Below are 25,206 nucleotides of genomic sequence, written 5' to 3'. Positions count from 1 at the left end.
GCTAGCGTCCGATCGCAAATACCGCGGGCAACCGTTCATCCACGGCGATCGTCTTGGCGCGCCAGGCCTTAACCGTGTCGCTTCGAACGCTCGCCGTCGGCAAGGTCAAGCCGCGGGCCACTGAGAGCCGTGTGTTGTGCTGCAGCGTTTGCGTCAACGCCTGGAGCATCGCAGTGTTGCGATACGGTGTCTCGATGAAGAGCTGCGTTTGCCCAGTGCGCAACGCCAGCGTTTCGAGCTCGCGAATGCGTTGGTTGCGGGCATCTGCATCCTGCGGGAGGTAGCCGACGAAGGCAAAGTTCTGGCCGTTCAACCCGCTGGCTGCGAGTGCCAGCAACAGCGATACCGGGCCTGTCAGCGGCACGACGGCAATTCCCAACTCGTGCGCAGCGCGTGCGACAGACGAGCCCGGGTCGGCCACAGCGGGCATGCCGGCTTCGCTGAGCAGACCGATGTCATGCCCCTCCAGTGCAGCTTTCAATAGCGGCTTGGCATCGAATTGGCCGGCGTGGTCGCCTTTTTTGTGAACTTCCCGTGGCAGTTCTTGGATCTGCTGCGCCTGCAACGGTGCAGCCAGTGGTGCCACGGTGTCGATGCGCTTGAGGTAAGCCCGCGCAGATTTTGCGTTTTCGCAGATCCAGTGGGTAATGCCCGCAGCCGTCTGCAGCGTGCCGAGCGGCAGCGCGTCTTGCAGCGGCGCCTGGACGTCGCAACCGAAGTCGAGCGGCGCCGGGACCAAATAAAGCTTGCCGGGCGTCAAAGCAGTTCGATCCCGGCGGCGCGCAACATTCGGCAGGTCCGAATCAACGGCAGGCCGACGAGAGCCGTCGGGTCGTCGCTGTCGATGGCGTCAAGCAACGCGATACCTAGGCCCTCGCTCTTGGCGCTGCCGGCGCAGTCGTACGGTTGTTCTGCCTGCAAATAGTTTTCGATGGCGTCGTCGCCGAGTTCGCGAAAGACGACGCGCACCGGAGCGATGTCGCGCTGAGCAAAGCCGGTGGCGTGGCACACGACTGCCACTGCTGTCTGGAATATCAGTGTCTGGCCGCGCATGCGCCGCAGTTGGGCCGCGGCGCGAGCATGGTCGCCGGGCTTGCCCAGCGCTTCGCCGGCCAGGTCGGCGACCTGATCGGAACCGATCACTATGGCTTCGGGAAATCGGGTGGCGACGGCGTTCGCCTTTTCAAGCGCGAGGCGCTCGGCAAGCGCTCTTGGCGTCTCTTGCGAATGTGGCGTTTCGTCAACATCGGGTGCGTGAACTTCGAAGGGCAGTCGCAGGCGGTCGAGCAGTTCGCGACGGTATCGGGATGTGGAAGCCAGAATGAGAGTGCGTTGCATGAACCGCGATTGTGCGGGAGCGCTAGACTGGCGCAAATGAACAGAGAATTCGCCCCCACGCGGCTGGATGTGGCTGGCTTTGCTGCCGAAGAAGGCACGCTCGCGGCAGTCGACCTGATTGCAAAATACCCGCGCCTAGTGTCTGAACTTGCCGACCCGGCCGACGACATTGCCGTCCGATGGGAAGCGCATGGCGCACAGCGCCCCGGCGCGACCGGCGGTACGGTGCCTTGGCTTCATCTCGTCGCCAGCACCGCCGTGCCACTGGTTTGCCAGCGATGCCTGACGCCGGTCGATACCGAACTGGCGGTCGACCGCTGGTTCCGCTTCGTGGCGGACGAGACCACCGCTGAAGCCGAGGACGATGGCTCCGAAGAAGACCTCCTCGTGACCAGCCGCGATTTCAACGTGCAGGAGCTTGTCGAAGACGAGTTGCTGATGGAAATCCCTATTACCCCGGTGCACGACGTTTGTCCTGTGCCCGTCAAACTATCGGTGGCCGACGCGGATTTCGATAAGTCCGAGGCCGCCAAGCCCAATCCGTTTGCCGTGCTGGGCGCCTTGCGACCACGCAAGGGCGAGTAGCCGACTGGCGAAACCTCAATGCCTGGGCTATAATCATGGGCTTCGCGTGCGCCACTTTCGGTCTCGGGGCCTGCAGCCCTGAAGCGCATCCACTCACCCCCTTATCAGCCCAGGAGCCATCATGGCCGTCCAGCAAAACAAAAAGTCGCCCTCAAAGCGCGGCATGCATCGTTCGCACAACGCACTCGTGGTTCCCGGCATCGCCGTCGAGCCGACCACGGGCGAAACGCACTTGCGCCACCACATCAGCCCCAACGGTTTCTACCGTGGCCGTCAGGTGCTCAAGAACAAGTCCGAAGCCTGATTTCGCACGCCAAGGCCAAGGCCCGATGCTACTTTTTCCGTAGCGTCGGGCCTTTGTTTTGATGGCTACGTCTTCTGCCTCATCCGTTGTGCCTCCTGTGATCACGCTTGCCGTGGATTGCATGGGCGGCGACCACGGTCCCAGCGTCACGCTTGCAGCTTGTCGTGCCTTTCTCGATCGGCATACCGGAGCCGCTCTGCTGATGGTAGGCGCACCGGCTGCATTGGCCGGCTTTTCACATCCGCGGGCGACGCTTATCCAGGCAAGCGAAGTGGTGGCAATGGACGACCCGATCGAGGTCGCATTGCGGCGCAAGAAGGATTCGTCTATGCGGGTCGCCATCCAGCAGGTGAAGGATGGATCCGCGCAAGCCGCAATCTCGGCAGGTAACACGGGTGCTTTGATGGCAATCGCCCGCTATTTGCTTAAGACAATGGATGGCATCGACCGGCCTGCCATTGCGCCGCAGTTGCCGAATATCAAGGGTGGTGCCACCACCGTGCTTGATCTGGGTGCCAATATCGACTGCGATGCAGAGGACCTGCTCCAGTTCGCGGTCCTCGGTTCCGCGCTCGTGTCGGCGCTTACCGGCAACGAATCCCCGACGGTGGGACTTTTAAACGTCGGTGAAGAAGCGATAAAGGGGAGCGATACGATCAAAAAAGCCAGCCAATTGCTTCGAATGGCTGCTAATTCCCAGGATTTGAACTTCTACGGCAACGTCGAGGGCAACGATATATTCAAGGGAACTACCGACATCGTGGTGTGCGACGGTTTTGTTGGCAACGTCGCGTTGAAGGCGAGCGAAGGTGTGGCGTCGATGATTGGTGAGTTCATTCGAATAGAGTTCTCGCGAAACATCTTCACCAAAGCAGCAGCCGTCGTTGCGTATCCGGTTCTAAAAGCATTTAAAAGTCGCTTGGATCACCGTAGGTACAACGGCGCTGCGCTGTTGGGCTTGCGTGGCTTGGTGTTCAAGAGCCATGGTTCCGCGGATGCAGTGGCCTTCGGGCACGCTTTGGATCGCGCTTATGATGCCGCTCGCAACAACTTGCTAGATCGCGTGCGAACCCGCATCGCCCATGCCGCGCCACTGCTTGCTCGGCATGATTCGACGGCGCCGGTCGCACCTGCGGCGCTTCACGCTTGATGATTCCTTTTTCACGCATCACCGGTACCGGAAGCTTTTTGCCACCGCGCCGGGTGACCAACGACGAACTCGCAGCCGATCTGGCGCTGCGGGGCATTGAAACCTCCGACCAGTGGATCATCGATCGCACGGGTATCCATGCCCGTCATTTCGCCGAGCCACATATCGGTGCCAGCGACCTTGCGCTCGAAGCTGCAAAACACGCGCTGGAATCGGCCGGGCGCAAGGCCAGCGACATCGACCTGATCATCGTGGCGACATCGACGCCGGACATGGTGTTCCCTTCGTCCGCCGCGATCCTTCAGCACAAACTGGGCATCGCGGGTTGCCCGGCCTTCGATGTGCAAGCGGTTTGCAGTGGATTCGTTTATGCGCTCACAGTGGCCGACGCCCTGATCAAGACCGGAACAGCGAAGTGCGCGCTGGTCATCGGCGCCGAGGTGTTCTCCCGCATTCTTGACTTCAACGATCGCACTACCTGCGTCCTGTTCGGCGACGGTGCCGGTGCTGTCGTCCTTGAGGCGAGCGATCAACCCGGCATTCTTGCGAGCGATCTCCATGCCGACGGCAAGCACGTCGGCATCTTGTGCGTACCGGGACACGTTTCTGGCGGCAAGGTCCTTGGAACACCGCTACTGCACATGGATGGCCAGGCTGTCTTCAAATTGGCCGTGCGCGTGCTGGAAGATGCTGCGCGGGCCACACTGATCAAAGCGGGCAAAACCGAAGCCGACATCGACTGGCTCATCCCGCACCAGGCCAACATCCGGATCATGGAAGGTACGGCCAAGAAGCTGAAGTTGCCACTCGAAAAACTGATCGTCACCGTGCACGAGCACGGCAACACGTCTGCTGCTTCGATTCCGCTGGCGCTCGACGAAGCAGTGCGCTCTGGCAAAGTCAAGAAGAACGACATCATCATGCTCGAAGGCGTCGGCGGTGGCTTCACCTGGGGTGCAGTGCTACTGAATTTGTAGAGTGCTGCGGCTTCGTCGGAGACATAAAAATATGACATCTTTCGCTTTTGTTTTTCCGGGTCAGGGCTCTCAAGCTGTGGCCATGCTCGACGGTTGGGGCGACCATCCTGCGGTCGTCGAAACCGTTCGCGAAGCCTCCGATGCTCTGGACGAAGACATCGGAGCGTTGATCAAGAACGGCACAAAAGAGGCGCTCGCGCTCACCACGAACACCCAGCCCGTGATGCTGGTTGCCGGCGTGGCGGCATGGCGTGCCTGGTGTGCAGAAGGCGGCGCGATGCCTAGCGTATTGGCGGGCCATTCGCTCGGCGAATATTCCGCGCTGGTGGCCGCCGGCGTGTTGACGTTGGCGCAGGCCGCTCCGTTGGTTCGCTTCCGGGCCGAAGCGATGCAGAAGGCTGTTCCGGTGGGAACCGGTGCCATGGCGGCCGTTCTCGGCCTGGACAGCGCCAAAGTCATCGCAGGTTGCGCTGAAGCGACAGCGAGCTTCGGCGCTGACAGCGCCGAAATCGTCGAAGCCGTGAATTTCAATGATCCGATGCAGACGGTGATCGCCGGCAGCAAAGCCGCGGTCGACAAGGCGTGCGAACTGCTCAAGGCGAACGGGGCCAAGCGCGCACTGCTGTTGCCGGTGTCGGCGCCTTTTCATTCAAGTCTGATGAAGCCAGCGGCTGAAGCCCTCCGCGCCAAACTCGCGACGGTCGCTTTGTCGACGCCGCAGATGCCTGTCCTCAACAATATCGATGTGAATGTCGAAATTGATGCCGATCGCATTCGAGACGCACTTGTGCGGCAAGCGGCCGGTCCGGTTCGCTGGGTCGAAACTGTGTTGGCCTTGAAAGCACGCGGCGTCGGCGCCATCATCGAGTGCGGGCCGGGCAGGGTCCTGGCGGGAATGGCAAAGCGCATCGCTCCCGAGCTGATGGCGGGGTCTGTATACGACCCAGCGACGCTCGCCGAAACTAAACACTCGCTCGCCGGCTGACCGGCCCCGACAGCAGACAGCCTGCAGCACTCCCCTTGATATGAGCACTCCAAAATTCGAAGGACAGGTCGCCTTGGTCACCGGCGCGTCGCGTGGTATCGGTGCCGCCATCGCGCTCGAACTCGCGCAGCGTGGCCTGAAGGTTATCGGCACCGCAACCACCGACGACGGCGCGGCCAAAATCAGCTCGACGCTGGCGGCCTTCGATGGACGTGGTCGCTCGCTCGACGTCAACGATGCCCCGGCCGTCGAGGCACTGATCGAAGAGATCGTAAAGGCCTTTGGCGCGATCCACGTGCTGGTGAACAACGCCGGCGTGACGCGGGACAACCTCGCGATTCGCATGAAAGACGATGACTGGGATGCCGTCCTCGACACCAACCTAAAAGCGGTGTTTCGCGTGTCCCGCGCTGTCATCCGTCCGATGATGAAGCAGCGCTACGGCCGCATCATCAGCATCACCAGCGTGGTGGGCGCGTCGGGTAATGCGGGCCAAGCCAACTACGCGGCCGCCAAAGCGGGTGTGGCAGGCATGACGCGCGCATTGGCGCGCGAACTGGGCAGCCGTAACATCACCGTCAACTGCGTTGCGCCCGGCTTCATCGAAACCGACATGACAGCTGGCTTGCCGCCTGCCCAGCAGCAAGCGCTGCTGTTGCAAATCCCATTGGGACATCTGGGTAAGCCCGCAGACATCGCACATGCAGTCGCCTACCTTGCTTCGCCGCAGGCAGCCTATGTGACGGGGCAAGAACTGCACGTCAACGGCGGCATGCACATGTAGTTCTCCGGCGCAATCTTTCCCGGTCTGGGCAGTGCGGCAAATGCCACAATCCGCCCGGCTAAAATCCACCGATTACTTACAACCCCCAGAGGGAATCAAATGAGCGATATCGAAGCACGTGTCAAAAAAATCATTGCCGAACAACTCGGCGTGGAAGAGTCCCAGGTCACCAACGAAAAGTCTTTCGTTGCAGACCTCGGTGCTGACTCGCTCGACACGGTCGAACTCGTGATGGCACTCGAAGACGAATTCGGCATCGAGATCCCTGACGAAGACGCAGAAAAAATCACGACGGTTCAAAACGCCGTCGACTACGCATCCAAGAATCAAAAGGCCTGAACGGCCGGTTGGGCCGAGGGCATGTTCCCGGCCCGACGCTCCCAGAAAGGTTGCCGGCATGACCAAACGCCGCGTCGTCGTGACCGGACTCGGTTGCATCGCTCCTGTCGGAAACACGGTGGCCGAATCCTGGACCAACTTGTTGGCTGGCAATTCGGGCATCGACACCATCACATCCTTCGACGCCAGTCCCTTTGCCTGCAAGTTTGCCGGCGAAGTGAGGGGCTTCGACATCACGAAGTACATCTCGGAGAAAGAAGCGCGTCATATGGACCGTTTCATTCACCTGGGCATGGCGGCAGCCATGCAGGCGGTACAAGACAGCGGCCTCAAAACCGGCGATGCGCTGGAGCCCGAAGAAGCCACCCGCATCGGCTGCAACATTGGTTCGGGCATCGGCGGTCTGCCGATGATCGAAGCCACGCACGCTGAGCTGGTCAACCGTGGGCCCCGCCGCGTTTCACCTTTCTTCGTGCCGGCGTCGATCATCAACATGATCTCAGGTCACGTGTCGATCAAGTACGGGTTTCAGGGACCGAATATTGCTGTCGTCACGGCTTGCACCACGGGTCTTCATGCCATTGGTCTGTCGGCTCGAATGATCGAGTACGGCGACGCCGATGTGATGGTGGCCGGCGGCTCCGAAGCGACCGTGTCGCCACTTGGCATTGGAGGCTTTGCGGCCGCGCGCGCACTTTCGACGCGCAACGAAGATCCGAAGACGGCATCGCGCCCCTGGGATAAAGACCGAGACGGCTTCGTATTGGGCGAGGGCGCCGGCGTGGTGGTGCTCGAAGAGTACGAGCACGCAAAGGCGCGCGGCGCCAAGATCTATGCTGAGATTTCTGGCTTCGGCATGAGTGCGGACGCTTATCACATGACCGCGCCGAGCGTGGACGGACCGCGCCGTTCGATGGCCATGGCGCTGACCAACGCGGGCGTGAACGCCGACGAAGTGCAGTATCTGAATGCGCATGGCACCTCGACGCAAATCGGCGACGTGAATGAGACCAACGCCATCAAGAATGCTTTCGGCGCACATGCGAAGAAGTTGGTCGTGAATTCGACCAAGTCGATGACCGGCCATCTGTTGGGCGGCGCCGGAGGCATCGAATCGGTCTTCACGGTGCTCGCGCTCCATCATCAAAAGAGCCCGCCGACCATCAACATCTTCAACCAGGATCCGGAGTGCGACCTGGACTACTGTGCCAACGAAGCGCGGGACCTGAAGATCGACGTGGCTGTCAAAAACAACTTTGGCTTCGGCGGCACCAACGGCACGCTGGTGTTCAAGCGCGCTTGAGCACCGCTTTCGCATGCACAGCGCCCCGTCGGTGAGCTACCCGGTGGGGCGCTCGCGCAACGCGACGCGGCTCCTGACGGTGCTATGGGTTGCTGGCGCTTGCTGCGCGGGCGCTGCGCTTTTTCAGTTCGACCATGTCGGTTGGCGGCATGTGCTGATCCTTGGGAGCGTGGTCTTGACTGCGACGGCTGCGCGACGGACGTTGGGCCCGGTGCAGCCCATCGATCTCGCTTTCGACGGGCAGGACTGGTCTCTTTCTGGATTGGCATCGCGCAAAGTGGCGCGAATCGTCGTGGTGCTGGATCTACAATCCTTGTTGTTGGTGCGACTCGATGAGCCGACTCGACGCGTGCGCTGGCTGTGGCTTGAACGCCGGGCCCGCCCCGAGCGTTGGCAAGATCTGCGCCGCGCGGTTTACTCGCGTGCGCTGTCCGGCGCACCCATTACAACTCCCACTACCGCCGTCGACCCCGCCGGCACGGTGGTTGCAGCGCCATGAGCGAAACCCCTCCCCCCATCGCGCCCGTTCCTCATGTGGGTGCTGAACCCGATGGCGCAGAGGACGTGGCCGCCGCGCCCAAACCCGGCGAAGTCGACTTTCAACTCGTCCAGCGGACGGTAGCCGGCGACCAAAAGGCCTTCGAACTGCTGGTCATCAAGTACCAACGACGCATCGAACGGCTGATCGGCCGCATGGTTCGCGACGTCGACTTGGTCGAAGACATCGCCCAGGAAACCTTCATTCGGGCGTATCGCGCACTGCACCAGTTTCGGGGCGACGCGCAGTTCTACACCTGGCTCTACCGGATCGCTGTCAACACCGCCAAGAAGGCTCTGGTCGACATGAAGCGTGATCCGACCATCTCCGAAAGTGCGTTGCGTCCCGGTTCCGACGACGACGATGAAACTTACCGGCCCGGAAACGAACCAATCAGCGACGAGACTCCCGAAACCGTGCTGGCGGCCGCCGAAATCGCTCGCGCCGTCGAAGCCGCGATGGAAGCACTGCCGGCCGAATTGCGCCAAGCGGTCACGCTGCGCGAAATCGAGGGGATGAGCTACGAAGAGATTGCCGAGGTCATGAATTGCCCGATCGGCACGGTGCGGTCGCGGATTTTTCGCGCGCGGGAGGCCATATCGGCCCGGGTTAAACCGATGCTGGACAACCAGTCCGGCAAGCGTTGGTAAGCAGGTGAATGAAATGAACCAGTCAAAAACAGTCCTCGAACAAATTTCCGCCCTTGCCGATGGTCAGTTGCAAGGCGAAGAATTTGTCGCCGTCTTGACCCGACTCGCCGAGGAAGAAGATTTGCGCGCAACTTGGCAAAGCTACCACCTCATGGGTGACGTGTTGCGATCCGGAACGCATGCGCCATGCAGCGACAGCACGATGTTTCTTGCCCGCTTTCAGCAGCGGCTGTCCCAGGACCCGACTCTCCTGGCAGCGCCCGCGCAGGCGCGGCTTGCGCAGCCTATGCCGGCGCAAATTCAAACGCAGTTACCAAATCAGATCGAGGCTGCCAACGAGCCAGTGTTCCGCTGGAAATTGGTGGCAGGTGTGGCTTCGATTGCCGCTGCCGCTTCGATCGGATGGAGTTGGGTCGCGATGAACACCGCGCCAGCCGGTCCGCAGTTGGCACAACAGCAACAACAGCAGCCACAGCCAAGCCAAACCGCTCCTGTCGTGGCGGTTGCCAATACGGCCATCACATCGTCGGCCAGCCCGACACCTGTGCCGTCGCCGAGCCTGACCGCCCTCTCTGCAACCCGCGTGATGGTCGGCAACGGCAATCCTCAGGTGATGCTGCGCGACCCGCGACTAGACGAACTGCTCGAGGCGCATCGCCAGGCCGGTGGCGCATCGCAAATGCCTTCGGGCTTCCTGCGCAACGCGACTTTCGAAGCGCCTTCGCGCTGACATCGGCAGTCGATCGAACCGATGAATCTTTCGATGCCGATTCCTGCGCGCAGGCTCGCAGTCGTGTTCGTTGCCCTGTGCGTGACGCCGTTCGCGGTGGCGCAACTGCGCAGCGACCCGGCTGCGAAAAAGCCGATGACCCGAGCACCTGTCGGTGAGGCGCCGAACCTTGCGAGCTTCGGTGTCGTCGAATGGCTCCAACGCCTGCACACGGCATCACGCGAGCGGAGTTACGTGGGCACATTCGTGGTGTCGGCTTCAGCGGGCAATCTTTCGAGCGCGCGCATCTGGCACGCGTGCGAAGGCGACCTGCAGTTGGAGCGCGTTGAGGCACTGACCGGGCCCGCGCGGTCCACGTTCCGGCGCAACGACCACGTAATGACCTTTCTTCCCGACACCAAAGTCGTGAAGAGCGAGAAGCGCGAGAGCCTGGAGCTGTTTCCCAATCTGCTCGGCGCGCCCGATTCTTCGATCGCCGACTTTTACGGCGTGCGCGTGCTGGGACATGATCGGGTCGCAGGTTTCGACACCGACGTCATCAGTCTGGTACCGCGCGACAGCCTTCGCTTCGGCTATCGGATCTGGAGTGAACACCGGTCCGGCCTCGTCGTCAAATTGCAGACCGTCGACGGCGATGGCAAAGTCGTGGAGCAGTCGGCTTTTTCTGAATTGCAGCTCGACGCGCCGGTCAAGGTGCATGCGCTTTCGCAAATGATGCAGAGCACTGCGGGCTACCGCGTCGAGAAGTCCGAACTCGAGCGCACCACGTCGATGGCCGAAGGCTGGGCGCTTAAAACGCCCGTGGCAGGCTTCAAACCGACCAGCTGCTACCGACGGGCCATGGGTGGCGCCGGCGCGCGCGAGCGCACCGTGCAGTGGACGTTCTCCGACGGGCTTGCTTCGGTCTCGCTCTTTATCGAGCCGTACGACGCGCAGCGTCAGCCGCAGGAAGTTGTGTTGATGCTCGGCGCCACCTACACGATGACCCGTCGTCTGGTCGACAAGGGCGGAGACTGGTGGCTGACAGTGGTCGGCGAAGTGCCGCCGCAGACGCTCGAGGCCTTTGCTCAGAGTCTTGCGCGGACGCGTTGAGCGCCATCAGCGCGGCCGCACGGAGTTCTTCGATCTCCCCTCGCTCGACCGTGCTGAACCAAACTGGTAGCGTTCAATTCGTAGCACCGTCCCGCTGCCCTCTATTGAAAGAAATTCGATGATGATGTTCTACGCCGAGGGTACAAAACTTCGCGCCTCCCTGTTCGTTTGCGCCATGGTGGTTGCTGGTGCAACTGCATCGCTTTTGCCAGTCACGTCAGTCCAGGCGCAAACGCGCACGCTGCCGGATTTCACCGATCTCGTCGACCAGGTCGGGCCTTCGGTTGTCAACATCCGGACCATCGAAAAAGTCGCACAGCGCGCGGGCAATGGCGAGATGGACGAAGAGATGCAGGAGTTCTTTCGCCGCTTCTTCGGGCAGCCTCCTCCCGGTGCGCCCGGCGCCCCCGGTGGTCCGGGCGGCACACCGGGCACACCGGGCACGCCGCGTGGCGCCCCCAAGCCCAATCGGCCGCAGCAGCCGGTCCCTGAAGAAGAGCGACCACGTGGTGTGGGCTCGGGCTTCATCCTCACGGCAGACGGCTATGTGATGACCAACGCGCATGTGGTCGAAGACGCGTCAGAGGTCATGGTCACCTTGCCCGACAAGCGCGAGTTCAAAGCGAAGCTCATCGGCGCTGACAAACGTTCCGACGTGGCGGTGGTCAAGATCGAAGCGACCGGCCTGCCGGCGGTGAAGGTCGGCGATATCACCAAGCTCCGGGTCGGCGAATGGGTGATGGCCATCGGTTCACCGTTCGGTCTCGAGAACACGGTGACGGCTGGCATCGTCAGCGCCAAGCAGCGCGACACGGGTGAGTACCTGCCGTTCATCCAGACCGATGTGGCGATCAACCCTGGCAACTCGGGTGGACCGCTCATCAACATGCGCGGTGAAGTCGTGGGCATCAACAGCCAGATCTATTCGCGTTCTGGTGGTTTCATGGGCATCTCTTTTGCGATCCCCATTGACGAGGCGATTCGCGTGAGCGACGCGCTCAGGACCTCGGGTCGCGTGTCCCGCGGGCGCATCGGCGTGCAGATCGATCAGGTCAGCAAGGATGTTGCCGAATCGATCGGGTTGGGCAAAGCGCAAGGCGCACTGGTGCGCAGCGTCGAGGCGGGCTCGCCGGGAGAGAAGGCCGGCGTCGAACCGGGTGACATCATCACCAAGTTCGACGGCAAGGCGATCGACAAGCCGAGTGATTTGCCGCGGTTGGTGGGCAACACCAAGCCCGGCACCAAGAGCACCCTGACGGTGTTCCGCCGCGGCAGCGCCAAAGACCTGACGGTGACAATCGCCGAAATCGAGCCTGACAAGCCTGCAAAACGCGTGTCGGACAAAGAAGAGCCAGCGCCCAAGGTCGCACCGACTTCGGCGGCTGCAAAGTCGCTTGGACTCGCAGTGAGCGAACTCGGGGACGCCCAGAAGAAGGAGCTCAAGCTCAAGGGCGGCGTGAAGATCGACACGGCAACCGAGGGCGCAGCACGTGCAGGTCTCAAGGAGGGCGATGTCATCCTTGCCGTCGGAAATTCCGAAGTCGGCAATGTGCATGAATTCGAGAATGCCATTGGCAAGGCTGACAAGAGCAAAGCGGTCACGCTGTTGGTGCGCCGCGGCGAATGGGCTCAATACGCCTTGATTCGGCCGGCGCGCTGATCTGCACCCATGCTGATCGCCGGGACGTATTGGCCCCGCCCGGCAGTCGGGTTTTCGGCCTTTTCGAGGCTCCTTTGAAACGAAAACAGAGTCGGTAAAAAAAATTTTACATTCGCGAAAGGCGCCGGTTTGTTTGCGATCACTAACTTTTCGTTCGGGCTAAGAACCAGTTTCGGTAGAATGGAGCCTCGGTAGACGCCACTTGATGCATAAGCAGCCATGTCGTCTCCACGATGCGGTATTCCACCGAACAGTCCACCGGCGGTCCACAGATCGCCCACAAGTTGTTCAGTGAGTGATCCACAGTTATTGTTGATAAGCTGTTTATAACTTTCATGTTGCTGACCTGCAACGACCTATTCGGACCGGGTTCCTGGATGTGCGTGCTCTCCTTTTTGCCTACAATGAAGTTCCAACTACTGCAGTTGCCATTGCTTGTTGGTTCAGGGCGCGTCTCCGGAAGACGCGCCCTTTTTTCTTGCCTGTCGCCTTCTGCGCGCGAGCCAATTCAAGTACTTAAGCGTCCCCGTTGATGAATCACATCAGAAATTTTTCGATCATTGCTCACATCGACCACGGCAAATCGACGCTCGCAGACCGCCTGATCCAACGTTGCGGCGGTCTCGCTGAGCGCGAGATGCAGGCGCAGGTATTGGACTCGATGGACATCGAGAAAGAGCGTGGGATAACCATCAAGGCGCAGACCGCTGCGTTGCATTACAAGGCGCTCGATGGACAGGTCTACAACCTCAATTTGATCGATACGCCGGGCCATGTGGACTTCTCATATGAAGTGAGTCGTTCGTTGTCGGCATGCGAGGGTGCGCTGCTCGTCGTCGACGCATCGCAAGGTGTCGAGGCGCAGACCGTTGCCAATTGCTATACCGCGCTCGACCTCGGCGTCGACGTCGTGCCCGTGCTCAACAAGATGGACTTGCCGAACGCGGACCCCGACAACGCGAGAACCGAGATCGAAGACGTGATCGGCATCGATGCGACCGATGCGATTCCTTGCTCTGCCAAGACCGGCATGGGCATCGATGAAATTCTTGAAGCCGTCGTGAAGAGGATGCCCGCACCGCGCGGCAACCCCGATGGCCCGCTGCGCGCGATGATCGTCGACAGTTGGTTCGACGCCTACGTCGGCGTCGTGATGTTGGTGCGCGTCGTCGATGGTCGATTGGTCAAGGGCGAGCGCATAAAGATGATGGCATCGGGTGCCAGCTACAACGCCGACAGTCTTGGCGTGTTCACGCCAGCAACCGAAGCGCGGCCATCGCTCGAAGCAGGCGAGGTCGGTTTCATCATCGCGGGCATCAAGGAGTTGCAGGCTGCGAAGGTCGGCGACACTGTCACGCTCATCAAGACCGGCACGGGCGGCGCAGCGGCAACTGCGACGGAAGCGTTGCCGGGCTTCAAGGAAATCCAGCCGCAGGTTTTTGCGGGCTTGTATCCGACGGAAGCGAGCGAGTACGAATCGCTGCGCGACGCGCTCGAAAAATTGAAGCTCAATGATTCGTCGCTGCGCTACGAGCCCGAAGTGAGCCAGGCGCTTGGCTTCGGATTTCGTTGCGGCTTTCTCGGCCTGCTGCACATGGAGATAGTCCAGGAACGCCTTGAGCGCGAGTTCGACCAGGACATGATCACGACCGCACCCAGCGTGGTCTATCAGGTGGTGCGCAACGACGGCGAAGTCATCATGGTCGAGAACCCCTCGAAGATGCCCGACGTCGGCCGCATGTCGGAAATCCGCGAGCCGATCGTTACGGTGCATCTCTATATGCCGCAGGAATATGTGGGCGCCGTTATGACGCTCGCTAACCAGAAGCGCGGCGTGCAGATGAACATGGCGTATCACGGTCGGCAGGTCATGCTGACGTACGAAATGCCGCTCGGCGAGATCGTGCTCGACTTCTTCGACAAACTGAAATCGGTGAGTCGCGGCTATGCCTCAATGGACTACGAGTTCAAGGAATACCGCGCATCGGACGTCGTCAAAGTAGACATCCTGTTGAACGGCGAGCGAGTCGATGCGTTGTCGATCATCGTGCACCGGAGCCAGTCGCAGTACCGTGGCCGAGCGGTGGTTTCGAAGATGCGAGAGATCATTTCGCGCCAGATGTTCGACGTCGCGATCCAGGCTGCCATCGGGGTCACCATCATTGCGCGTGAGACAATCAAAGCGCTCCGCAAGAACGTGCTGGCCAAGTGCTACGGCGGTGATATTTCCCGTAAGAAGAAGCTGCTCGAGAAGCAGAAAGCGGGCAAAAAACGAATGAAGCAGATCGGTTCCGTCGAGGTCCCGCAAGAGGCCTTCTTGGCGATCCTGCAAGTCGAAGACTAACCACCATGGCACTCCTCACTTCCCTGATCCTCGCGGCCTTTGCAGGCTACATCGGCGCCTGGTACTTCGGCGCCGTCGAAGGCAACTTCGCGTTGTTGCTGTTCCTGGCAACCGTTGTCACTGGTCTCTACTGGTTGGCTGAGCGTTTTTACTTCCTGCCCAAGCGTCGACGTGCGGCCGAAGCCATCGACTCGTCATTGGCCGAGCGCAACGCTCGCCTGGCCGGCAAGGGCATCACGCAAGTCGACACGGTCGATGTGAAGGCGCGCGAGCGGCTGCTCATGCAGCCGTGGTGGCTCGACTGGACCGCCGGCCTGTTTCCCGTGATCCTCGTCGTGTTCCTGCTGCGCTCGTTCTTGTTCGAGCCTTTCAAGATCCCGTCCGGTTCGATGATGCCGACGCTGCTTACGGGCGACCTGATCCTGGTCAACAAATTTACCTACGGCCTGCGGCTGCCCGTCATCAACACCAAGCTGACCGATGGCACGCCGCCGGCCCGCGGCGACGTGATGGTATTCCGCTATCCGCCACAGCCGAGTCTCGATTACATCAAGCGTGTGGTCGGCCTGCCGGGTGATGAGGTCGCATACCTGAACAAGAAGTTGACGATCAACGGCAAGCCGATCAGCAAGGACGCCGTCCCGGAGTATTTCGACGAGGAAGCCATGCGCTACCTGAAGGAATACAAAGAGGATCTGGTCGGCCGTCAGCACTACTTGCTGAACGACGACAGTCGCAGAGCGGGTTTGTCGGAGGCTGAGATCATGACCTTCCCCAACCGTGAAAATTGTCGTTACAGTGTCGACGGCGTCGTGTGCAAAGTGCCGGAGGGTCACTATTTCATGATGGGCGACAACCGCGACAACTCGCTGGATTCCCGCTATTGGGGCTTCGTTCCCGACAAGAATATCGTTGGGAAAGCGTTCTTTATCTGGATGAATTTCGGCAATCTCAAACGCATCGGCGCGTTCCAATAATTAGATCCATCCATTCGAGGGGTAAGAGGGCATGAAGACTGGTCAATACAAGCAGCGCGGTATTTCGTTCATCGGACTTTTGTTCGTGGCGGTGGTGCTGGCGTGCGCAGGGGTTGTCGTCGCGCAGGTGATTCCGACTCTTATCGAATACCAGGCCATCGACAAGGCAGCGAACAAGGCCAAGGAAGGCAACACGGTGCCAGAGGTTCGCGCCATCTTCGATCGTTCCCAGGCCATCGACGATTTCAAGCTGAGCGGCAAGGACCTCGACGTCAAGAAAGACGGCGACAAAGTGGTCGTCTCGTATTCGTACGAGCGCGAGATCCCGTTGTTCGGCCCCGCCGTGCTTCTCATGCGATACAAGGGTCAGTCGCGCTGAAACCGCCGCAGAAGTCCTCGCCGAACGTGCCGCTTCTCAAGGCGGACGGCGGCCTCCTGGCGCTGCAAGCGCGCCTCGAGTACACCTTCGCCGATGCGCGCCTGTTGCAGCTCGCTCTCACGCATCGCAGCTTTTCGTCGGACCATAACGAGCGCCTAGAGTTTTTGGGTGACTCTGTGCTGAATCTGGCGGTCGCGCATCTGCTCTACGTCAAGCTGAGCGGCCTGCCTGAAGGCGACCTTTCGCGCGTTCGTGCCAATCTGGTCAAGCAGGAAACGCTGCACCAACTGGCGATCAAACTTGGCTTTGCGCCCTTGCTGCGGCTGGGAGAAGGCGAGTCGCGCTCCGGCGGCTCGGCGCGGCCTTCGATCCTGGCGGACGCGCTGGAGGCGTTGATTGGCGCGGTGTACCTCGACGCCGGGTATCCGGCTGCCCAGGCGCTGGTGCATCGGCTCTTCGAGGCCGTCGAGATCAACCCGCGCATGGACGCGGTCGGCAAAGACCCGAAAACCGAATTGCAGGAATGGCTGCAGGGCCACAAAATGAAGCTGCCTGCCTACCGCGTGGCAGGCACCGTAGGCGCGGCGCACAAGCAAACGTTCGACGTCGAATGCGCGGTGGAAGAACTGGGCCTGACCGAACGCGGCATCGGTGGCTCGCGCCGCGCTGGCGAACAAGCGGCTGCCGCCGCGATGCTGATCAAACTTAAAGCCCGAAGCACGAAAGCTGCATGACCACTACCGATTCGACCGAACCCGTCATCGATCCCATCCCACCCGTCGAGCCCGACAACGACGCCAACCACGACAACGGCAACGACGCCGATGTGGACGACTCGCACGCCGTCGGCGTTTCGGTCGCTCCGCCCACCGCCGAAGGCCCACGCCATTGCGGCCTGATCGCGATCGTCGGCAAGCCCAACGTCGGTAAATCGACCCTGCTCAACGCGTTGGTCGGCCAAAAGATCAGCATCACCTCGCGCAAGGCGCAGACTACGCGGCATCGCATCACCGGCATGCGCACGGTGGGCGCCACGCAGTTTGTCTTCGTCGACACGCCAGGCTTCCAGACGCTGCATGCCAACGCGTTGAACAAGTCGCTCAACAAGACCGTGCTGGGTGCCGTGGCCGACGTCGACCTGATCCTGTTCGTGGTCGAGGCCGGCAGCTTCACGCCGGCGGATGCGCGCGTGCTGGCGCTGCTCGCCAAAGACATCCCGACGCTGCTGATCGCCAACAAACTGGACAACATCCATCGCCGCGGCGACATCGCGCCCTGGCTTCAGACGATGCAGGCAAGACATGCGTTTGCCGAGTTCGTCCCGATGTCGGCCAAGAGCGCCAGGGATGTCGAGCGCCTGTTCGCCATTTGCGAAAAATACCTGCCCGAGCAAGCCTGGTTCTATGCCGAAGATGAACTTACCGACCGCAGCGAGAAATTTCTCGCCGGTGAGTTGGTCCGTGAAAAGCTGTTCCGCCTGACCGGCGACGAACTGCCCTACACCTCGACCGTCATCATCGACAAGTTCGAAGAGGAGCCGCCGCAGCGCAAGGGTCAGAAACGGCTGCTCCGCATCGCCGCGACCATCGTGGTGGAGCGTGACGGGCACAAGGCGATGGTCATCGGTGACAAGGGCGAGCGCATCAAGCGCATCGGCATGGAGACACGCGTCGAGCTCGAAAGGCTGGCCGACGCCAAGGTGTTCATCGAGCTTTGGGTCAAGGTGCGCTCTGGCTGGGCCGACGACGAGGCCCGTGTGCGGTCGTTCGGCTACGAGTAAAGGATGGCGACGGGGCATCGCGTTTCTCATGAGCCGGCTTACGTCCTGCATCGCTACGACTGGAGCGAGTCGAGTTTGATTCTTGAAGTTTTCACCCGGCACCATGGCCGAATTGCGTTGGTTGCCAAAGGCGCGAAACGGCCGAGTTCGAACTTCCGACCGGTGCTGCTGCCGCTGCAGCCCCTCCTGTTGAACTACGGCGGCGACGCCGAGATCCGCGCGCTCAAGGGCGCCGAATGGGTCGGCGGCCATGTCATGCCGACTGGCGAGTCGCTGCTTTCGGGCTTGTATGTCAACGAGCTCTTGCTGCGCCTGCTGGCGCGCGACGATGCCCACGAATCTCTCTTCGATTCATACGCAGGGGTCGTCGAGGTGCTTGCCGGGGAGCATGCAGGCGCGCAGGCCGCTACCCAAGCAGCGGCGCTTCGAGCTTTCGAACTGTTGCTGCTGCGCGAGGTCGGTCTGCTGCCTGCGCTCGACGCCCAGACGATGACGCTGTCATCGTTGGCGCCTGAGCTGCGCTACACGCTGGTTTCCGAGGCCGGTCTGCGTCTGGCCGAAGCACAGGATGCCGCGTTAACCGGCGCCGAGTGGCAGGCACTGCAGGCGGCGCTGGACGATCACACGCCATTCACCGCAACCCTGCGGTGCATTGCGACGCTCAATGTCGGCAGCAACGCCGCATTGCGTAGTCAATTGCGGGTCCTGCTCAACTACCATTGTGGCGTGTCCACCCTGCGCACCCGGCAGATGATGCGAGACCTGCAAGCCCTCTGATCGAATCGATCCTGCATACCTATGACCACGCGTTCAAACACGACGGCCCTCTCGGTCAACCTCAACAAGGTCGCGCTGGTACGCAACACGCGCGAGCTCGGTATTCCAAGCGTGCTGTTCGCCGCGTCGATGTGCCTCGACGCCGGCGCCAGCGGGATCACGGTGCATCCCCGACCTGACGCGCGTCACATCCGTGCGCAGGACGTGTACGACCTGTCGGCGCTGCTGGCGAGAGACTGGCCGGACGTCGAATTCAATATCGAAGGCAACCCCTTTCACAACCTGATGGACTTCGTGCGGGAGCAGCGGCCGCACCAGGCGACCTTCGTGCCCGACAGCGAAACCCAATCGACCAGCGATCACGGCTGGGTGTTCCCTGAGGATACCGACCGGCTTCGCCCGTTGATCGAGGAAGCCAAGGCGCTCGGCGTGCGTGTCAGCCTCTTCATGGACCCCGAGCCGGACATGATGGCTGCAGCCAAGGCGGTCGGCGCCGACCGCGTCGAGCTCTACACCGAAGGCTATGCCTCGTCTCGCGGCACTTCGCGCGCGGCTGGCGTGCTGCAGCTCTACGTCGATACGGCGCGCGCAGCGCAGGCGGTGGGGCTCGAAGTCAATGCCGGTCACGACCTGAACCGCGACAACCTGACCGAATTCTTGCGCGCGGTACGCGGTGTGCGCGAAGTGTCGATCGGCCATGCCTTCGTCGCAGACGCGCTCGAGCTCGGCTATACGTCCGCCACTCTGGAGTACCTGCGCTGCATCGCCGAGGCGAAGTGATCGTCGACGCCCCGTGATCTACGGCATCGGCACCGACATCTGCGATGTGCGCCGCATCGCGGCCACTTACGAGCGACAGGGCGAACGCTTTGCGCGTCGCGTGTTGAGCGACGCCGAGTTCGCTATCTGGCAAAGCCGGAGCGTTCGCTGGCCCAAGCGCGGCATCAGCTATCTCGCGACGCGCTTCTCTGCAAAGGAAGCCTTCAGCAAGGCCATCGGCACCGGCATGCGCATGCCGATGAGCTGGCGCCTCTGCGAGATCGCCAACCTGCGAAGCGGCAAGCCGGTGATCGTGCTGCACGGCGGCCTCAAGGACTGGTTCGAGGCCGAGGGGCTCACCGCCCATGTGACCGTCACCGACGAAACTGATTACGCCGCGAGCTTCGTGGTCGTGGAAAAAACATGACCGACGCCATACATTCCCCTCTCATCATCGACGTGGCCGGCACCGAGCTGACAGCGGCCGACCATCGCCGGCTTGCCGACCCACTCGTGGGAGGCGTCATCCATTTCGCGCGTAACTGGTACGACCGGGCTCAACTCTCCGCCCTCAACGCCGACATCAAGGCGCTCCGACCCGATCTGCTGATCTGTGTCGACCACGAGGGCGGTCGCGTGCAGCGTTTTCGAACGGACGGATTTACCCGCCTGCCATCGATGCGCTCGCTTGGCGAAGCGTGGATGCGCGATCCGATGGAGGCGACGCGGCGGGCGTCGGCCGTTGGCTATGTGCTCGCGAGCGAACTGCGCGCCTGCGGCGTCGACTTCAGCTTCGCTCCTGTTCTGGACCTCGACTACGGCGAAAGCAGCGTCATCGGCGACCGCAGTTTTCATCGCGATCCGCGGGTGGTCGCCTTGCTGGCCAAGAGCGTCATGCATGGACTGCTGCAAACCGGCATGGCCAACTGCGGCAAGCATTTTCCGGGGCATGGTTTCGTCAAGGCGGACTCGCATGTGGCGATCCCGATCGATCGGCGCAGCTTGAAGGCGATCCTTGCCGACGACGCGCGGCCGTTCGATTGGCTCGGCGGTGCGCTCGCTGCGGTGATGCCGGCGCACGTCATCTATCCGAAGGTCGACGCGCGCCCCGCCGGCTTCTCTGCGAAGTGGTTGCAGGACATCCTGCGCGGGCGGCTCGGCTTCGACGGCGCGGTCTTCAGCGACGACCTGAGCATGGAAGCGGCGCGCCGGATCGATGGCGAACTGCTGAGCTATGTCGATGCTGCATTGGCCGCGCTCGGTGCCGGCTGCGACTTGGCACTGTTGTGTAACCAGAGCGTGGGTGACGGGGCGCCACTGGATGAATTGCTGGGTGGGATGGCCGCTGCGCAAACGGATGGTCGCTGGCAACCGAGCGCTGCCGGAGAAGCGCGGAGGCGTGCGCTGCTACCGACGACGGCGGCGCTGCAGTGGGAGCCCCTCATCAGCTCTCCAGGCTATCTGCGCGCGCGCGACTTGATCGCCAGTGCGGTCTGAGGTCAGGCACCGGACAACCACAAGCGCGCCCCACCCGCATCCAGGTGGGTGAGGTACAGCCGCAGATCGAGCTCCAGCCGGTGATAGTCTGGCTCCATGTATGTGCACAGTGCATAGAACGCCTTGTCGTGATCGCGCTCTTTCATGTGCGCGAGTTCGTGCACGACGATCATCCGCAACCACTCGATCGGGACTTCCTTGAACAGGCTCGACACGCGAATTTCGCGTTTGGCTTTGAGCTTTCCGCCTTGCACGCGCGAGATGGTGGTGTGCGTGCCGAGCGCGTTGCAGATGACGTGCAACTTGTTGTCGAACGCCACCTTCGACAGTGGATCTGCCTTGCGCATGAACTCGCTCTTGAGATCGGTCACATAGTCGTAGAGCGCGCGGTCGGTTCGCACCTCGTGTACAGAAGGGTAGCGCTGTAGCAGCAAGGTGCCTAGGCTTCCATCGTCCAGGCGCTGCTGGACTTGCGCCAGCACGCCGGGTGAATAGCCCGCGAGGTATTTCATGCGGCGTTCATGTCGCAGTCATGCCGCAATCATGTCGATAGAGGCGCCCGCTGGCGCGCACGCGCCGCATACGCGAGGCCGGCTGCAACGCCGCCGAACAGGTCGCCTTCGATCATCTGAACGCCGGCAAAACTGCGGCGCAACGCGTGCTGAAACGGGCGCAGCGCAGACGAACCGCCTGTGAGGTAGATCGCATCGAGCTCGTTGCTTCGCAGCCCGGCCCGCTTGACGCAGGCGTGTGCGCAGGCGATCACCGTTTCGAGTGGCGCGGCGAGTTGCTGTTCCATGTCGGCCTGCGACAGCGTGGCGTGCAATGCCGCTTCAACGAACGACAGATCGATGTCGGTCGCCTCACCGCTGATCGAAGCGCGGATCTTGGCCTGCTCGACTTCGCTGGCGATGCGGTGACCGTAGCGCTCGTCGAGCACCGTCATCAGCCGCTCGTGCAAGTGTCGATTGCTGTAGTTCATCCGCAGAGACTGCGCCTGGCTCAATGCCTTCGGCGTTTGCAGCCAGTGGATGAGATGCCAGGACGACAAGTCGAAGAAGACTTTGCTCGGCACCTCGCGGCCGTCGGGCCCAAGATGACGAAAGCCCAGCTCGGGCATCACGCGCTCGAGGTTGAGCCGTTGATCGAAATCCGTACCGCCGATGTGCACACCACTGGTAGCGAGCACATCGTCGCTGCGGTCGGTCCGTGCGATGCGATCGGGACCGACCCGGACGATGGTGAAGTCCGATGTGCCGCCGCCGATATCGACCACCAGCACGATCGACTCACGCGTCACGCGCTGCTCGTAGTCGAAGGCTGCAGCGATCGGTTCCAGTTGAAAGGCGACATCGCGAAAACCGGCCGAGCGGGCGGCGTGTCGCAAGCTGTCTTCGGCCTTGCGGTCGCGCTTGTCGTCGTCGTCGACGAAATGCACCGGGCGCCCGATGACCACGCGCTCGGGGCGATGGCCGAGTTCGGCTTCGGCGCGCGATCCGAGCTCATGCAGAAAGCGCGCGATGATGTCCTGGAAGCTCAGCAGGCCGTCGTACACCGCAGTCGTTTCCTGCATCAGCGCGCTGCCGAGCAAGCTCTTCAATGAGCGCATCAGGCGGCCGTCGGTGCCGGCGAGATAGTGCGCCATGGCGTCGCGACCGAAGTGCGTCGTGCGGTCTTCGGCGTTGAAGAACAATGCGGTCGGCAATGTCGTCGCGTCGCCTTCGATCGGCAACAGACGTGCCGGCCCATCGCCAATCGCGCACGACACCGCCGAGTTCGACGTGCCGAAGTCGATGCCGATGGAGGTTGCGAGCGCGTTCAAGCCTCGCGCCGCAACGCCGGAAACAGGATGACGTCGCGGATGCTCGGCGAATCGGTCAACAGCATCATGAAGCGGTCAATGCCGATGCCGCAACCGCCGGTCGGCGGCATGCCGTACTCGAGCGCCCGCACGAAGTCGTGGTCGTAGAACATCGCTTCGTCGTCGCCCGAGTCCTTGGCGGCGACCTGCGCGTTGAAGCGCGCGGCCTGGTCTTCGGCGTCGTTCAACTCGCTGAAGCCGTTGCCGAATTCGCGTCCGGTGATGTACAGCTCGAAGCGCTCGGTGACCTCCGGCCGGTCGTCATTGGCGCGTGCCAGCGGCGAAATTTCGGTCGGGTGTTCCATGATGAAGGTCGGCTGCCACAGCTTGTCTTCCACGGTCTCTTCAAAATACATCACTTGCAGGCTCGGCAGGCTGCGGTGCGACAGCTTGTTCTTGGCTTCGCTCAGGCCCAGCTTGCGCAGCGCGTTGAGGAGCCAAGTGATGTCGTCGACGTTGGCGCCGGCATCGGTGTGCTTCAAGATCGCTTCGCGGATCGTCAAGCGCTCGAAGGGCTGGCTCAGGTCGACGGCCTTGCCCTGGTACGTGAGCTGCGCGCCGCCACACACCTTGTTGGCGATGGTGCGAATGATCATCTCGGTGAAGTCCATCAGGTCCAGGTAGGTCCAGTACGCCGCGTAGAACTCCATCATCGTGAACTCGGGGTTGTGCCGCACCGATATGCCTTCGTTGCGGTAGCTCCGGTTGATCTCGAAGACGCGCTCGAAGCCGCCGACGATCAGCCGCTTCAGGTAGAGCTCGGGCGCGATGCGCAAGAACATTTCCTGGTCGAGCGCGTTGTGGTGCGTCTTGAATGGCTTGGCGTTGGCGCCGCCCGGAATCGGATGCAGCATCGGCGTTTCGACTTCGAGGAAATCGTTGGCCACCATGAATTCGCGCAATGCGCTGACGGCGCGGCTGCGCGCCTTGAAGCGGTCGCGCGCGGCTTCGTCGGTGATCAGGTCGACGTAGCGCTGGCGGTACTTCTGTTCCTGGTCGGCCATGCCGTGGAACTTGTCTGGCAGTGGGCGCAGGCTCTTGGTGAGCATGCGCAGCTTGCTCACCTTGACCGACAACTCGCCAGTCTTGGTTTTGAACATGGTGCCTTCGGCGCCGACGATGTCGCCCAAATCCCAGCGCTTGAAATCGGCATAGGCGTCTTCGCCGATGCCATCACGCGTCACGTACAGCTGGATGCGCCCGGTAGCGTCCTGCACGGTCGCAAAGCTGGCCTTGCCCATCACCCGCTTCAACATCATCCGGCCGGCCACGCTCACAGGTACGGCCTGCGCTTCGAGCGGCTCCGGCTCCGTAAGGCCATGCGCGGCGATCAAGCCGGCTGCTCGGTCGGCGGGTTTGAAGTCGTTGGGAAATGCGACGCCTTTGCCGGCAGCCTGCGCGATGCGCATCAGGCCGAGCTTGTCGCGGCGCTCGGCGATGAGCTGGTTCTCGTCGACCGCGGGCGCGGTGACGGTGGCGGGCGCGACGGGCGTCGGCGTGGCGGGGATCAAAGGGTCGGACATGGGAAGCTGAAAGGCGAGGGCTGGAGGATGCAGAGGTGCGGAGAAAACGCAGTGGGGAGGCAGGGCGCAGCGAGCGAATAGCCAAGGCGGGACTGCCAGCACGAAAGGCCGCAATTTTATCCCAAGCTCCGAGCCCAGAATCGGCTCGAAACGCACGTCGAATCTGCGCTCGATGCTATGAAAAAAGTAGCAAGCTATTCAACGATGCCGGTACGTGCCAGCAAATCACTCACCAACTCGAGTCGCATCAGCGGACTGTCGAGTTCCATCAGGCGCTGTTTGACGGCAGGCTGCACGGGCAGAAGTTCGCACCAGCGGTTGGCGACCCAGCCGCAATCCTCGAAGCGATAGGGCTTGCCGATCGGCAACTGGACCTCTTCTTCGCCCTCGGCGGCGCGGCGCTCTTCCAGCGTGTTCAACAGCCGCTGCAATGCCATGGTCGTGTGCTGCAGGTCTTCAGGGATGGCGAGTGCCAGATCGTCGGGCACTGCTTCGACTTCCGCGGTCCAGAGGCCATGCTTTTGCAGCTCGGTGCCGACCACGCGAAACCGTTGTGTCCCGACGCATTCGATCTCCAGCAAGCCGCTTTGCGGCGTGGTCAGCTCTCGAATCGAAGCCAGCACGCCGGTCGAAGCAAAACTCTCGGCGCCAGCGCCGGCCTTGCGGACTTCGCTGCCTTGGTTAAGGCTCACCACGCCGAACGGCGTGCCCGCCTTGTGGCACTTGCCGATCATGTCGAGGTAACGCACCTCGAAGATTCGCAGCGGAAGCAGGCCTCCAGGAAAAAGGACCGTGCCCAGCGGGAACAAAGGGAGGGAGAGCAGAAGGGGTTGTGTCGTCATCGATGCACCTTGCGTCGCTATCATCGCATTCC

28 protein-coding genes are annotated in these 25,206 nt (G+C 61.8%); 22 read left to right on the top strand and 6 right to left on the bottom strand.

Annotation, left to right across the window (positions count from 1 at the left end; all coding sequences use genetic code 11):
* Position 1 precedes the first annotated feature (1 nt).
* Positions 2-760 carry an SAM-dependent methyltransferase gene (locus tag H7F36_RS21850; protein ID WP_187052734.1) on the bottom strand — a complete coding sequence of 253 codons (759 nt, stop codon included), beginning with the start codon at positions 758-760 and terminating at the stop codon, positions 2-4.
* Positions 757-1,338: a Maf family protein gene (locus tag H7F36_RS21845; RefSeq protein ID WP_187052733.1), complete on the bottom strand. Its 582-nt coding sequence runs from the start codon at positions 1,336-1,338 to the stop codon at positions 757-759. Before H7F36_RS21845 ends, H7F36_RS21850 begins: the two co-directional genes overlap by 4 nt.
* Before the next feature lie 36 nt (positions 1,339-1,374).
* On the opposite strand from H7F36_RS21845, the gene H7F36_RS21840 reads away from it, so the two are divergent.
* The 22 genes from H7F36_RS21840 (at position 1,375) to nagZ (ending at position 20,948) form a co-directional block, all read left to right on the top strand.
* Positions 1,375-1,923 (top strand): YceD family protein, encoded by a 549-nt coding sequence (locus tag H7F36_RS21840; protein ID WP_187052732.1) that lies wholly within the window; start codon positions 1,375-1,377, stop codon positions 1,921-1,923.
* Positions 1,924-2,044: 121 nt separating this feature from the next.
* Positions 2,045-2,227 carry a 50S ribosomal protein L32 gene (gene rpmF / locus H7F36_RS21835; RefSeq protein WP_007830466.1) on the top strand — a complete coding sequence of 61 codons (183 nt, stop codon included), beginning with the start codon at positions 2,045-2,047 and terminating at the stop codon, positions 2,225-2,227.
* A 97-nt stretch (positions 2,228-2,324) separates the two neighbouring features.
* Positions 2,325-3,377 (top strand): phosphate acyltransferase PlsX, encoded by a 1,053-nt coding sequence (gene plsX, locus H7F36_RS21830; RefSeq protein WP_187052731.1) that lies wholly within the window; start codon positions 2,325-2,327, stop codon positions 3,375-3,377.
* Positions 3,377-4,354: a beta-ketoacyl-ACP synthase III gene (locus H7F36_RS21825; protein WP_187055152.1), complete on the top strand. Its 978-nt coding sequence runs from the start codon at positions 3,377-3,379 to the stop codon at positions 4,352-4,354. Before plsX ends, H7F36_RS21825 begins: the two co-directional genes overlap by 1 nt.
* Before the next feature lie 31 nt (positions 4,355-4,385).
* Positions 4,386-5,339: an ACP S-malonyltransferase gene (gene fabD, locus H7F36_RS21820; RefSeq protein WP_187052730.1), complete on the top strand. Its 954-nt coding sequence runs from the start codon at positions 4,386-4,388 to the stop codon at positions 5,337-5,339.
* Between the two features lie 40 nt (positions 5,340-5,379).
* Entirely contained in the window at positions 5,380-6,123 is a 744-nt protein-coding gene (gene fabG / locus H7F36_RS21815; protein ID WP_187052729.1) for a 3-oxoacyl-ACP reductase FabG, read from the top strand.
* A 99-nt stretch (positions 6,124-6,222) separates the two neighbouring features.
* Entirely contained in the window at positions 6,223-6,462 is a 240-nt protein-coding gene (gene acpP / locus H7F36_RS21810) for an acyl carrier protein (RefSeq protein ID WP_187052728.1), read from the top strand.
* Positions 6,463-6,520: 58 nt separating this feature from the next.
* Complete coding sequence (fabF, locus tag H7F36_RS21805) at positions 6,521-7,765, top strand: beta-ketoacyl-ACP synthase II (protein WP_187052727.1); 1,245 nt, start codon at positions 6,521-6,523, stop codon at positions 7,763-7,765.
* Positions 7,766-7,778: 13 nt separating this feature from the next.
* The gene (locus H7F36_RS21800) at positions 7,779-8,264 is read left to right on the top strand and encodes a hypothetical protein (RefSeq protein WP_187052726.1); all 486 of its coding nucleotides are present in this window, start codon (positions 7,779-7,781) and stop codon (positions 8,262-8,264) included.
* On the top strand, positions 8,261-8,953 hold the full coding sequence (gene rpoE, locus H7F36_RS21795) for an RNA polymerase sigma factor RpoE (RefSeq protein ID WP_261802436.1): 693 nt from the start codon (positions 8,261-8,263) through the stop codon (positions 8,951-8,953). The genes H7F36_RS21800 and rpoE overlap by 4 nt, the downstream gene beginning before the upstream one ends.
* Before the next feature lie 13 nt (positions 8,954-8,966).
* Complete coding sequence (locus H7F36_RS21790; RefSeq protein ID WP_187052725.1) at positions 8,967-9,683, top strand: sigma-E factor negative regulatory protein; 717 nt, start codon at positions 8,967-8,969, stop codon at positions 9,681-9,683.
* Positions 9,684-9,704: 21 nt separating this feature from the next.
* Positions 9,705-10,775 (top strand): MucB/RseB C-terminal domain-containing protein, encoded by a 1,071-nt coding sequence (locus H7F36_RS21785; protein WP_187052724.1) that lies wholly within the window; start codon positions 9,705-9,707, stop codon positions 10,773-10,775.
* A 121-nt stretch (positions 10,776-10,896) separates the two neighbouring features.
* A complete protein-coding gene (locus H7F36_RS21780) occupies positions 10,897-12,435 on the top strand; it encodes a DegQ family serine endoprotease (RefSeq protein WP_187055150.1) in 1,539 nt (512 codons plus the stop codon).
* A 532-nt stretch (positions 12,436-12,967) separates the two neighbouring features.
* Positions 12,968-14,779, top strand: a complete 1,812-nt coding sequence (gene lepA, locus H7F36_RS21775; RefSeq protein WP_187052723.1) for a translation elongation factor 4 — start codon at positions 12,968-12,970, stop codon at positions 14,777-14,779.
* Positions 14,780-14,784: 5 nt separating this feature from the next.
* Positions 14,785-15,756, top strand: a complete 972-nt coding sequence (lepB, locus tag H7F36_RS21770; RefSeq protein ID WP_187052722.1) for a signal peptidase I — start codon at positions 14,785-14,787, stop codon at positions 15,754-15,756.
* A gap of 31 nt (positions 15,757-15,787) precedes the next feature.
* Positions 15,788-16,135 carry a DUF4845 domain-containing protein gene (locus H7F36_RS21765; RefSeq protein ID WP_187052721.1) on the top strand — a complete coding sequence of 116 codons (348 nt, stop codon included), beginning with the start codon at positions 15,788-15,790 and terminating at the stop codon, positions 16,133-16,135.
* A 26-nt stretch (positions 16,136-16,161) separates the two neighbouring features.
* Positions 16,162-16,869 carry a ribonuclease III gene (gene rnc / locus H7F36_RS21760; RefSeq protein WP_261802435.1) on the top strand — a complete coding sequence of 236 codons (708 nt, stop codon included), beginning with the start codon at positions 16,162-16,164 and terminating at the stop codon, positions 16,867-16,869.
* The gene (era, locus tag H7F36_RS21755) at positions 16,866-17,915 is read left to right on the top strand and encodes a GTPase Era (protein WP_261802434.1); all 1,050 of its coding nucleotides are present in this window, start codon (positions 16,866-16,868) and stop codon (positions 17,913-17,915) included. The genes rnc and era overlap by 4 nt, the downstream gene beginning before the upstream one ends.
* Before the next feature lie 3 nt (positions 17,916-17,918).
* Positions 17,919-18,692 carry a DNA repair protein RecO gene (gene recO, locus H7F36_RS21750; RefSeq protein ID WP_187052720.1) on the top strand — a complete coding sequence of 258 codons (774 nt, stop codon included), beginning with the start codon at positions 17,919-17,921 and terminating at the stop codon, positions 18,690-18,692.
* Between the two features lie 21 nt (positions 18,693-18,713).
* On the top strand, positions 18,714-19,472 hold the full coding sequence (locus H7F36_RS21745; protein ID WP_187052719.1) for a pyridoxine 5'-phosphate synthase: 759 nt from the start codon (positions 18,714-18,716) through the stop codon (positions 19,470-19,472).
* 13 nt (positions 19,473-19,485) lie between these two features.
* Positions 19,486-19,878 (top strand): holo-ACP synthase, encoded by a 393-nt coding sequence (acpS, locus tag H7F36_RS21740; protein ID WP_187052718.1) that lies wholly within the window; start codon positions 19,486-19,488, stop codon positions 19,876-19,878.
* A complete protein-coding gene (nagZ, locus tag H7F36_RS21735) occupies positions 19,875-20,948 on the top strand; it encodes a beta-N-acetylhexosaminidase (RefSeq protein ID WP_187052717.1) in 1,074 nt (357 codons plus the stop codon). Before acpS ends, nagZ begins: the two co-directional genes overlap by 4 nt.
* Before the next feature lie 2 nt (positions 20,949-20,950).
* Here nagZ and H7F36_RS21730 read toward each other — a convergent pair whose 3' ends face one another.
* The 4 genes from H7F36_RS21730 to H7F36_RS21715 form a co-directional block, all read right to left on the bottom strand.
* Complete coding sequence (locus H7F36_RS21730) at positions 20,951-21,460, bottom strand: M48 family metallopeptidase (RefSeq protein ID WP_187052716.1); 510 nt, start codon at positions 21,458-21,460, stop codon at positions 20,951-20,953.
* 29 nt (positions 21,461-21,489) lie between these two features.
* On the bottom strand, positions 21,490-22,770 hold the full coding sequence (locus tag H7F36_RS21725) for an Hsp70 family protein (protein WP_187052715.1): 1,281 nt from the start codon (positions 22,768-22,770) through the stop codon (positions 21,490-21,492).
* Positions 22,767-24,332, bottom strand: a complete 1,566-nt coding sequence (lysS, locus tag H7F36_RS21720; RefSeq protein WP_187052714.1) for a lysine--tRNA ligase — start codon at positions 24,330-24,332, stop codon at positions 22,767-22,769. The genes H7F36_RS21725 and lysS overlap by 4 nt, the downstream gene beginning before the upstream one ends.
* Before the next feature lie 194 nt (positions 24,333-24,526).
* Positions 24,527-25,174, bottom strand: coding sequence for an LON peptidase substrate-binding domain-containing protein (locus H7F36_RS21715; protein WP_261802433.1), 648 nt, complete (start codon positions 25,172-25,174; stop codon positions 24,527-24,529).
* Positions 25,175-25,206 lie beyond the last annotated feature (32 nt).

Origin of the sequence: Variovorax sp. PAMC28562 (genome assembly GCF_014303735.1) — a bacterium.
Taxonomy (GTDB): domain Bacteria; phylum Pseudomonadota; class Gammaproteobacteria; order Burkholderiales; family Burkholderiaceae_C; genus Variovorax.
The sequence above is the reverse complement of the archived record's forward strand: the minus strand, read 5'-3'. Positions and strand labels throughout refer to the sequence as shown.

Bases quoted from the DNA above. Each gene is read 5' to 3' on its own strand.
- H7F36_RS21785 (WP_187052724.1), top strand. From the start codon at position 9,705: ATGAATCTTTCGATGCCGATTCCTGCGCGCAGGCTCGCAGTCGTGTTC.
- H7F36_RS21715 (WP_261802433.1), bottom strand. From the start codon at position 25,174: ATGACGACACAACCCCTTCTGCTCTCCCTCCCTTTGTTCCCGCTGGGC.
- H7F36_RS21730 (WP_187052716.1), bottom strand. From the start codon at position 21,460: ATGAAATACCTCGCGGGCTATTCACCCGGCGTGCTGGCGCAAGTCCAG.
- era (WP_261802434.1), top strand. From the start codon at position 16,866: ATGACCACTACCGATTCGACCGAACCCGTCATCGATCCCATCCCACCC.
- H7F36_RS21825 (WP_187055152.1), top strand. From the start codon at position 3,377: ATGATTCCTTTTTCACGCATCACCGGTACCGGAAGCTTTTTGCCACCG.
- H7F36_RS21765 (WP_187052721.1), top strand. From the start codon at position 15,788: ATGAAGACTGGTCAATACAAGCAGCGCGGTATTTCGTTCATCGGACTT.
- lepA (WP_187052723.1), top strand. From the start codon at position 12,968: ATGAATCACATCAGAAATTTTTCGATCATTGCTCACATCGACCACGGC.
- H7F36_RS21800 (WP_187052726.1), top strand. From the start codon at position 7,779: ATGCACAGCGCCCCGTCGGTGAGCTACCCGGTGGGGCGCTCGCGCAAC.
- fabD (WP_187052730.1), top strand. From the start codon at position 4,386: ATGACATCTTTCGCTTTTGTTTTTCCGGGTCAGGGCTCTCAAGCTGTG.
- H7F36_RS21780 (WP_187055150.1), top strand. From the start codon at position 10,897: ATGATGTTCTACGCCGAGGGTACAAAACTTCGCGCCTCCCTGTTCGTT.
- lysS (WP_187052714.1), bottom strand. From the start codon at position 24,332: ATGTCCGACCCTTTGATCCCCGCCACGCCGACGCCCGTCGCGCCCGCC.
- H7F36_RS21790 (WP_187052725.1), top strand. From the start codon at position 8,967: ATGAACCAGTCAAAAACAGTCCTCGAACAAATTTCCGCCCTTGCCGAT.
- fabF (WP_187052727.1), top strand. From the start codon at position 6,521: ATGACCAAACGCCGCGTCGTCGTGACCGGACTCGGTTGCATCGCTCCT.
- H7F36_RS21840 (WP_187052732.1), top strand. From the start codon at position 1,375: ATGAACAGAGAATTCGCCCCCACGCGGCTGGATGTGGCTGGCTTTGCT.
- recO (WP_187052720.1), top strand. From the start codon at position 17,919: ATGGCGACGGGGCATCGCGTTTCTCATGAGCCGGCTTACGTCCTGCAT.
- H7F36_RS21745 (WP_187052719.1), top strand. From the start codon at position 18,714: ATGACCACGCGTTCAAACACGACGGCCCTCTCGGTCAACCTCAACAAG.
- rpmF (WP_007830466.1), top strand. From the start codon at position 2,045: ATGGCCGTCCAGCAAAACAAAAAGTCGCCCTCAAAGCGCGGCATGCAT.
- lepB (WP_187052722.1), top strand. From the start codon at position 14,785: ATGGCACTCCTCACTTCCCTGATCCTCGCGGCCTTTGCAGGCTACATC.
- H7F36_RS21845 (WP_187052733.1), bottom strand. From the start codon at position 1,338: ATGCAACGCACTCTCATTCTGGCTTCCACATCCCGATACCGTCGCGAA.
- rpoE (WP_261802436.1), top strand. From the start codon at position 8,261: ATGAGCGAAACCCCTCCCCCCATCGCGCCCGTTCCTCATGTGGGTGCT.
- fabG (WP_187052729.1), top strand. From the start codon at position 5,380: ATGAGCACTCCAAAATTCGAAGGACAGGTCGCCTTGGTCACCGGCGCG.
- acpP (WP_187052728.1), top strand. From the start codon at position 6,223: ATGAGCGATATCGAAGCACGTGTCAAAAAAATCATTGCCGAACAACTC.
- nagZ (WP_187052717.1), top strand. From the start codon at position 19,875: ATGACCGACGCCATACATTCCCCTCTCATCATCGACGTGGCCGGCACC.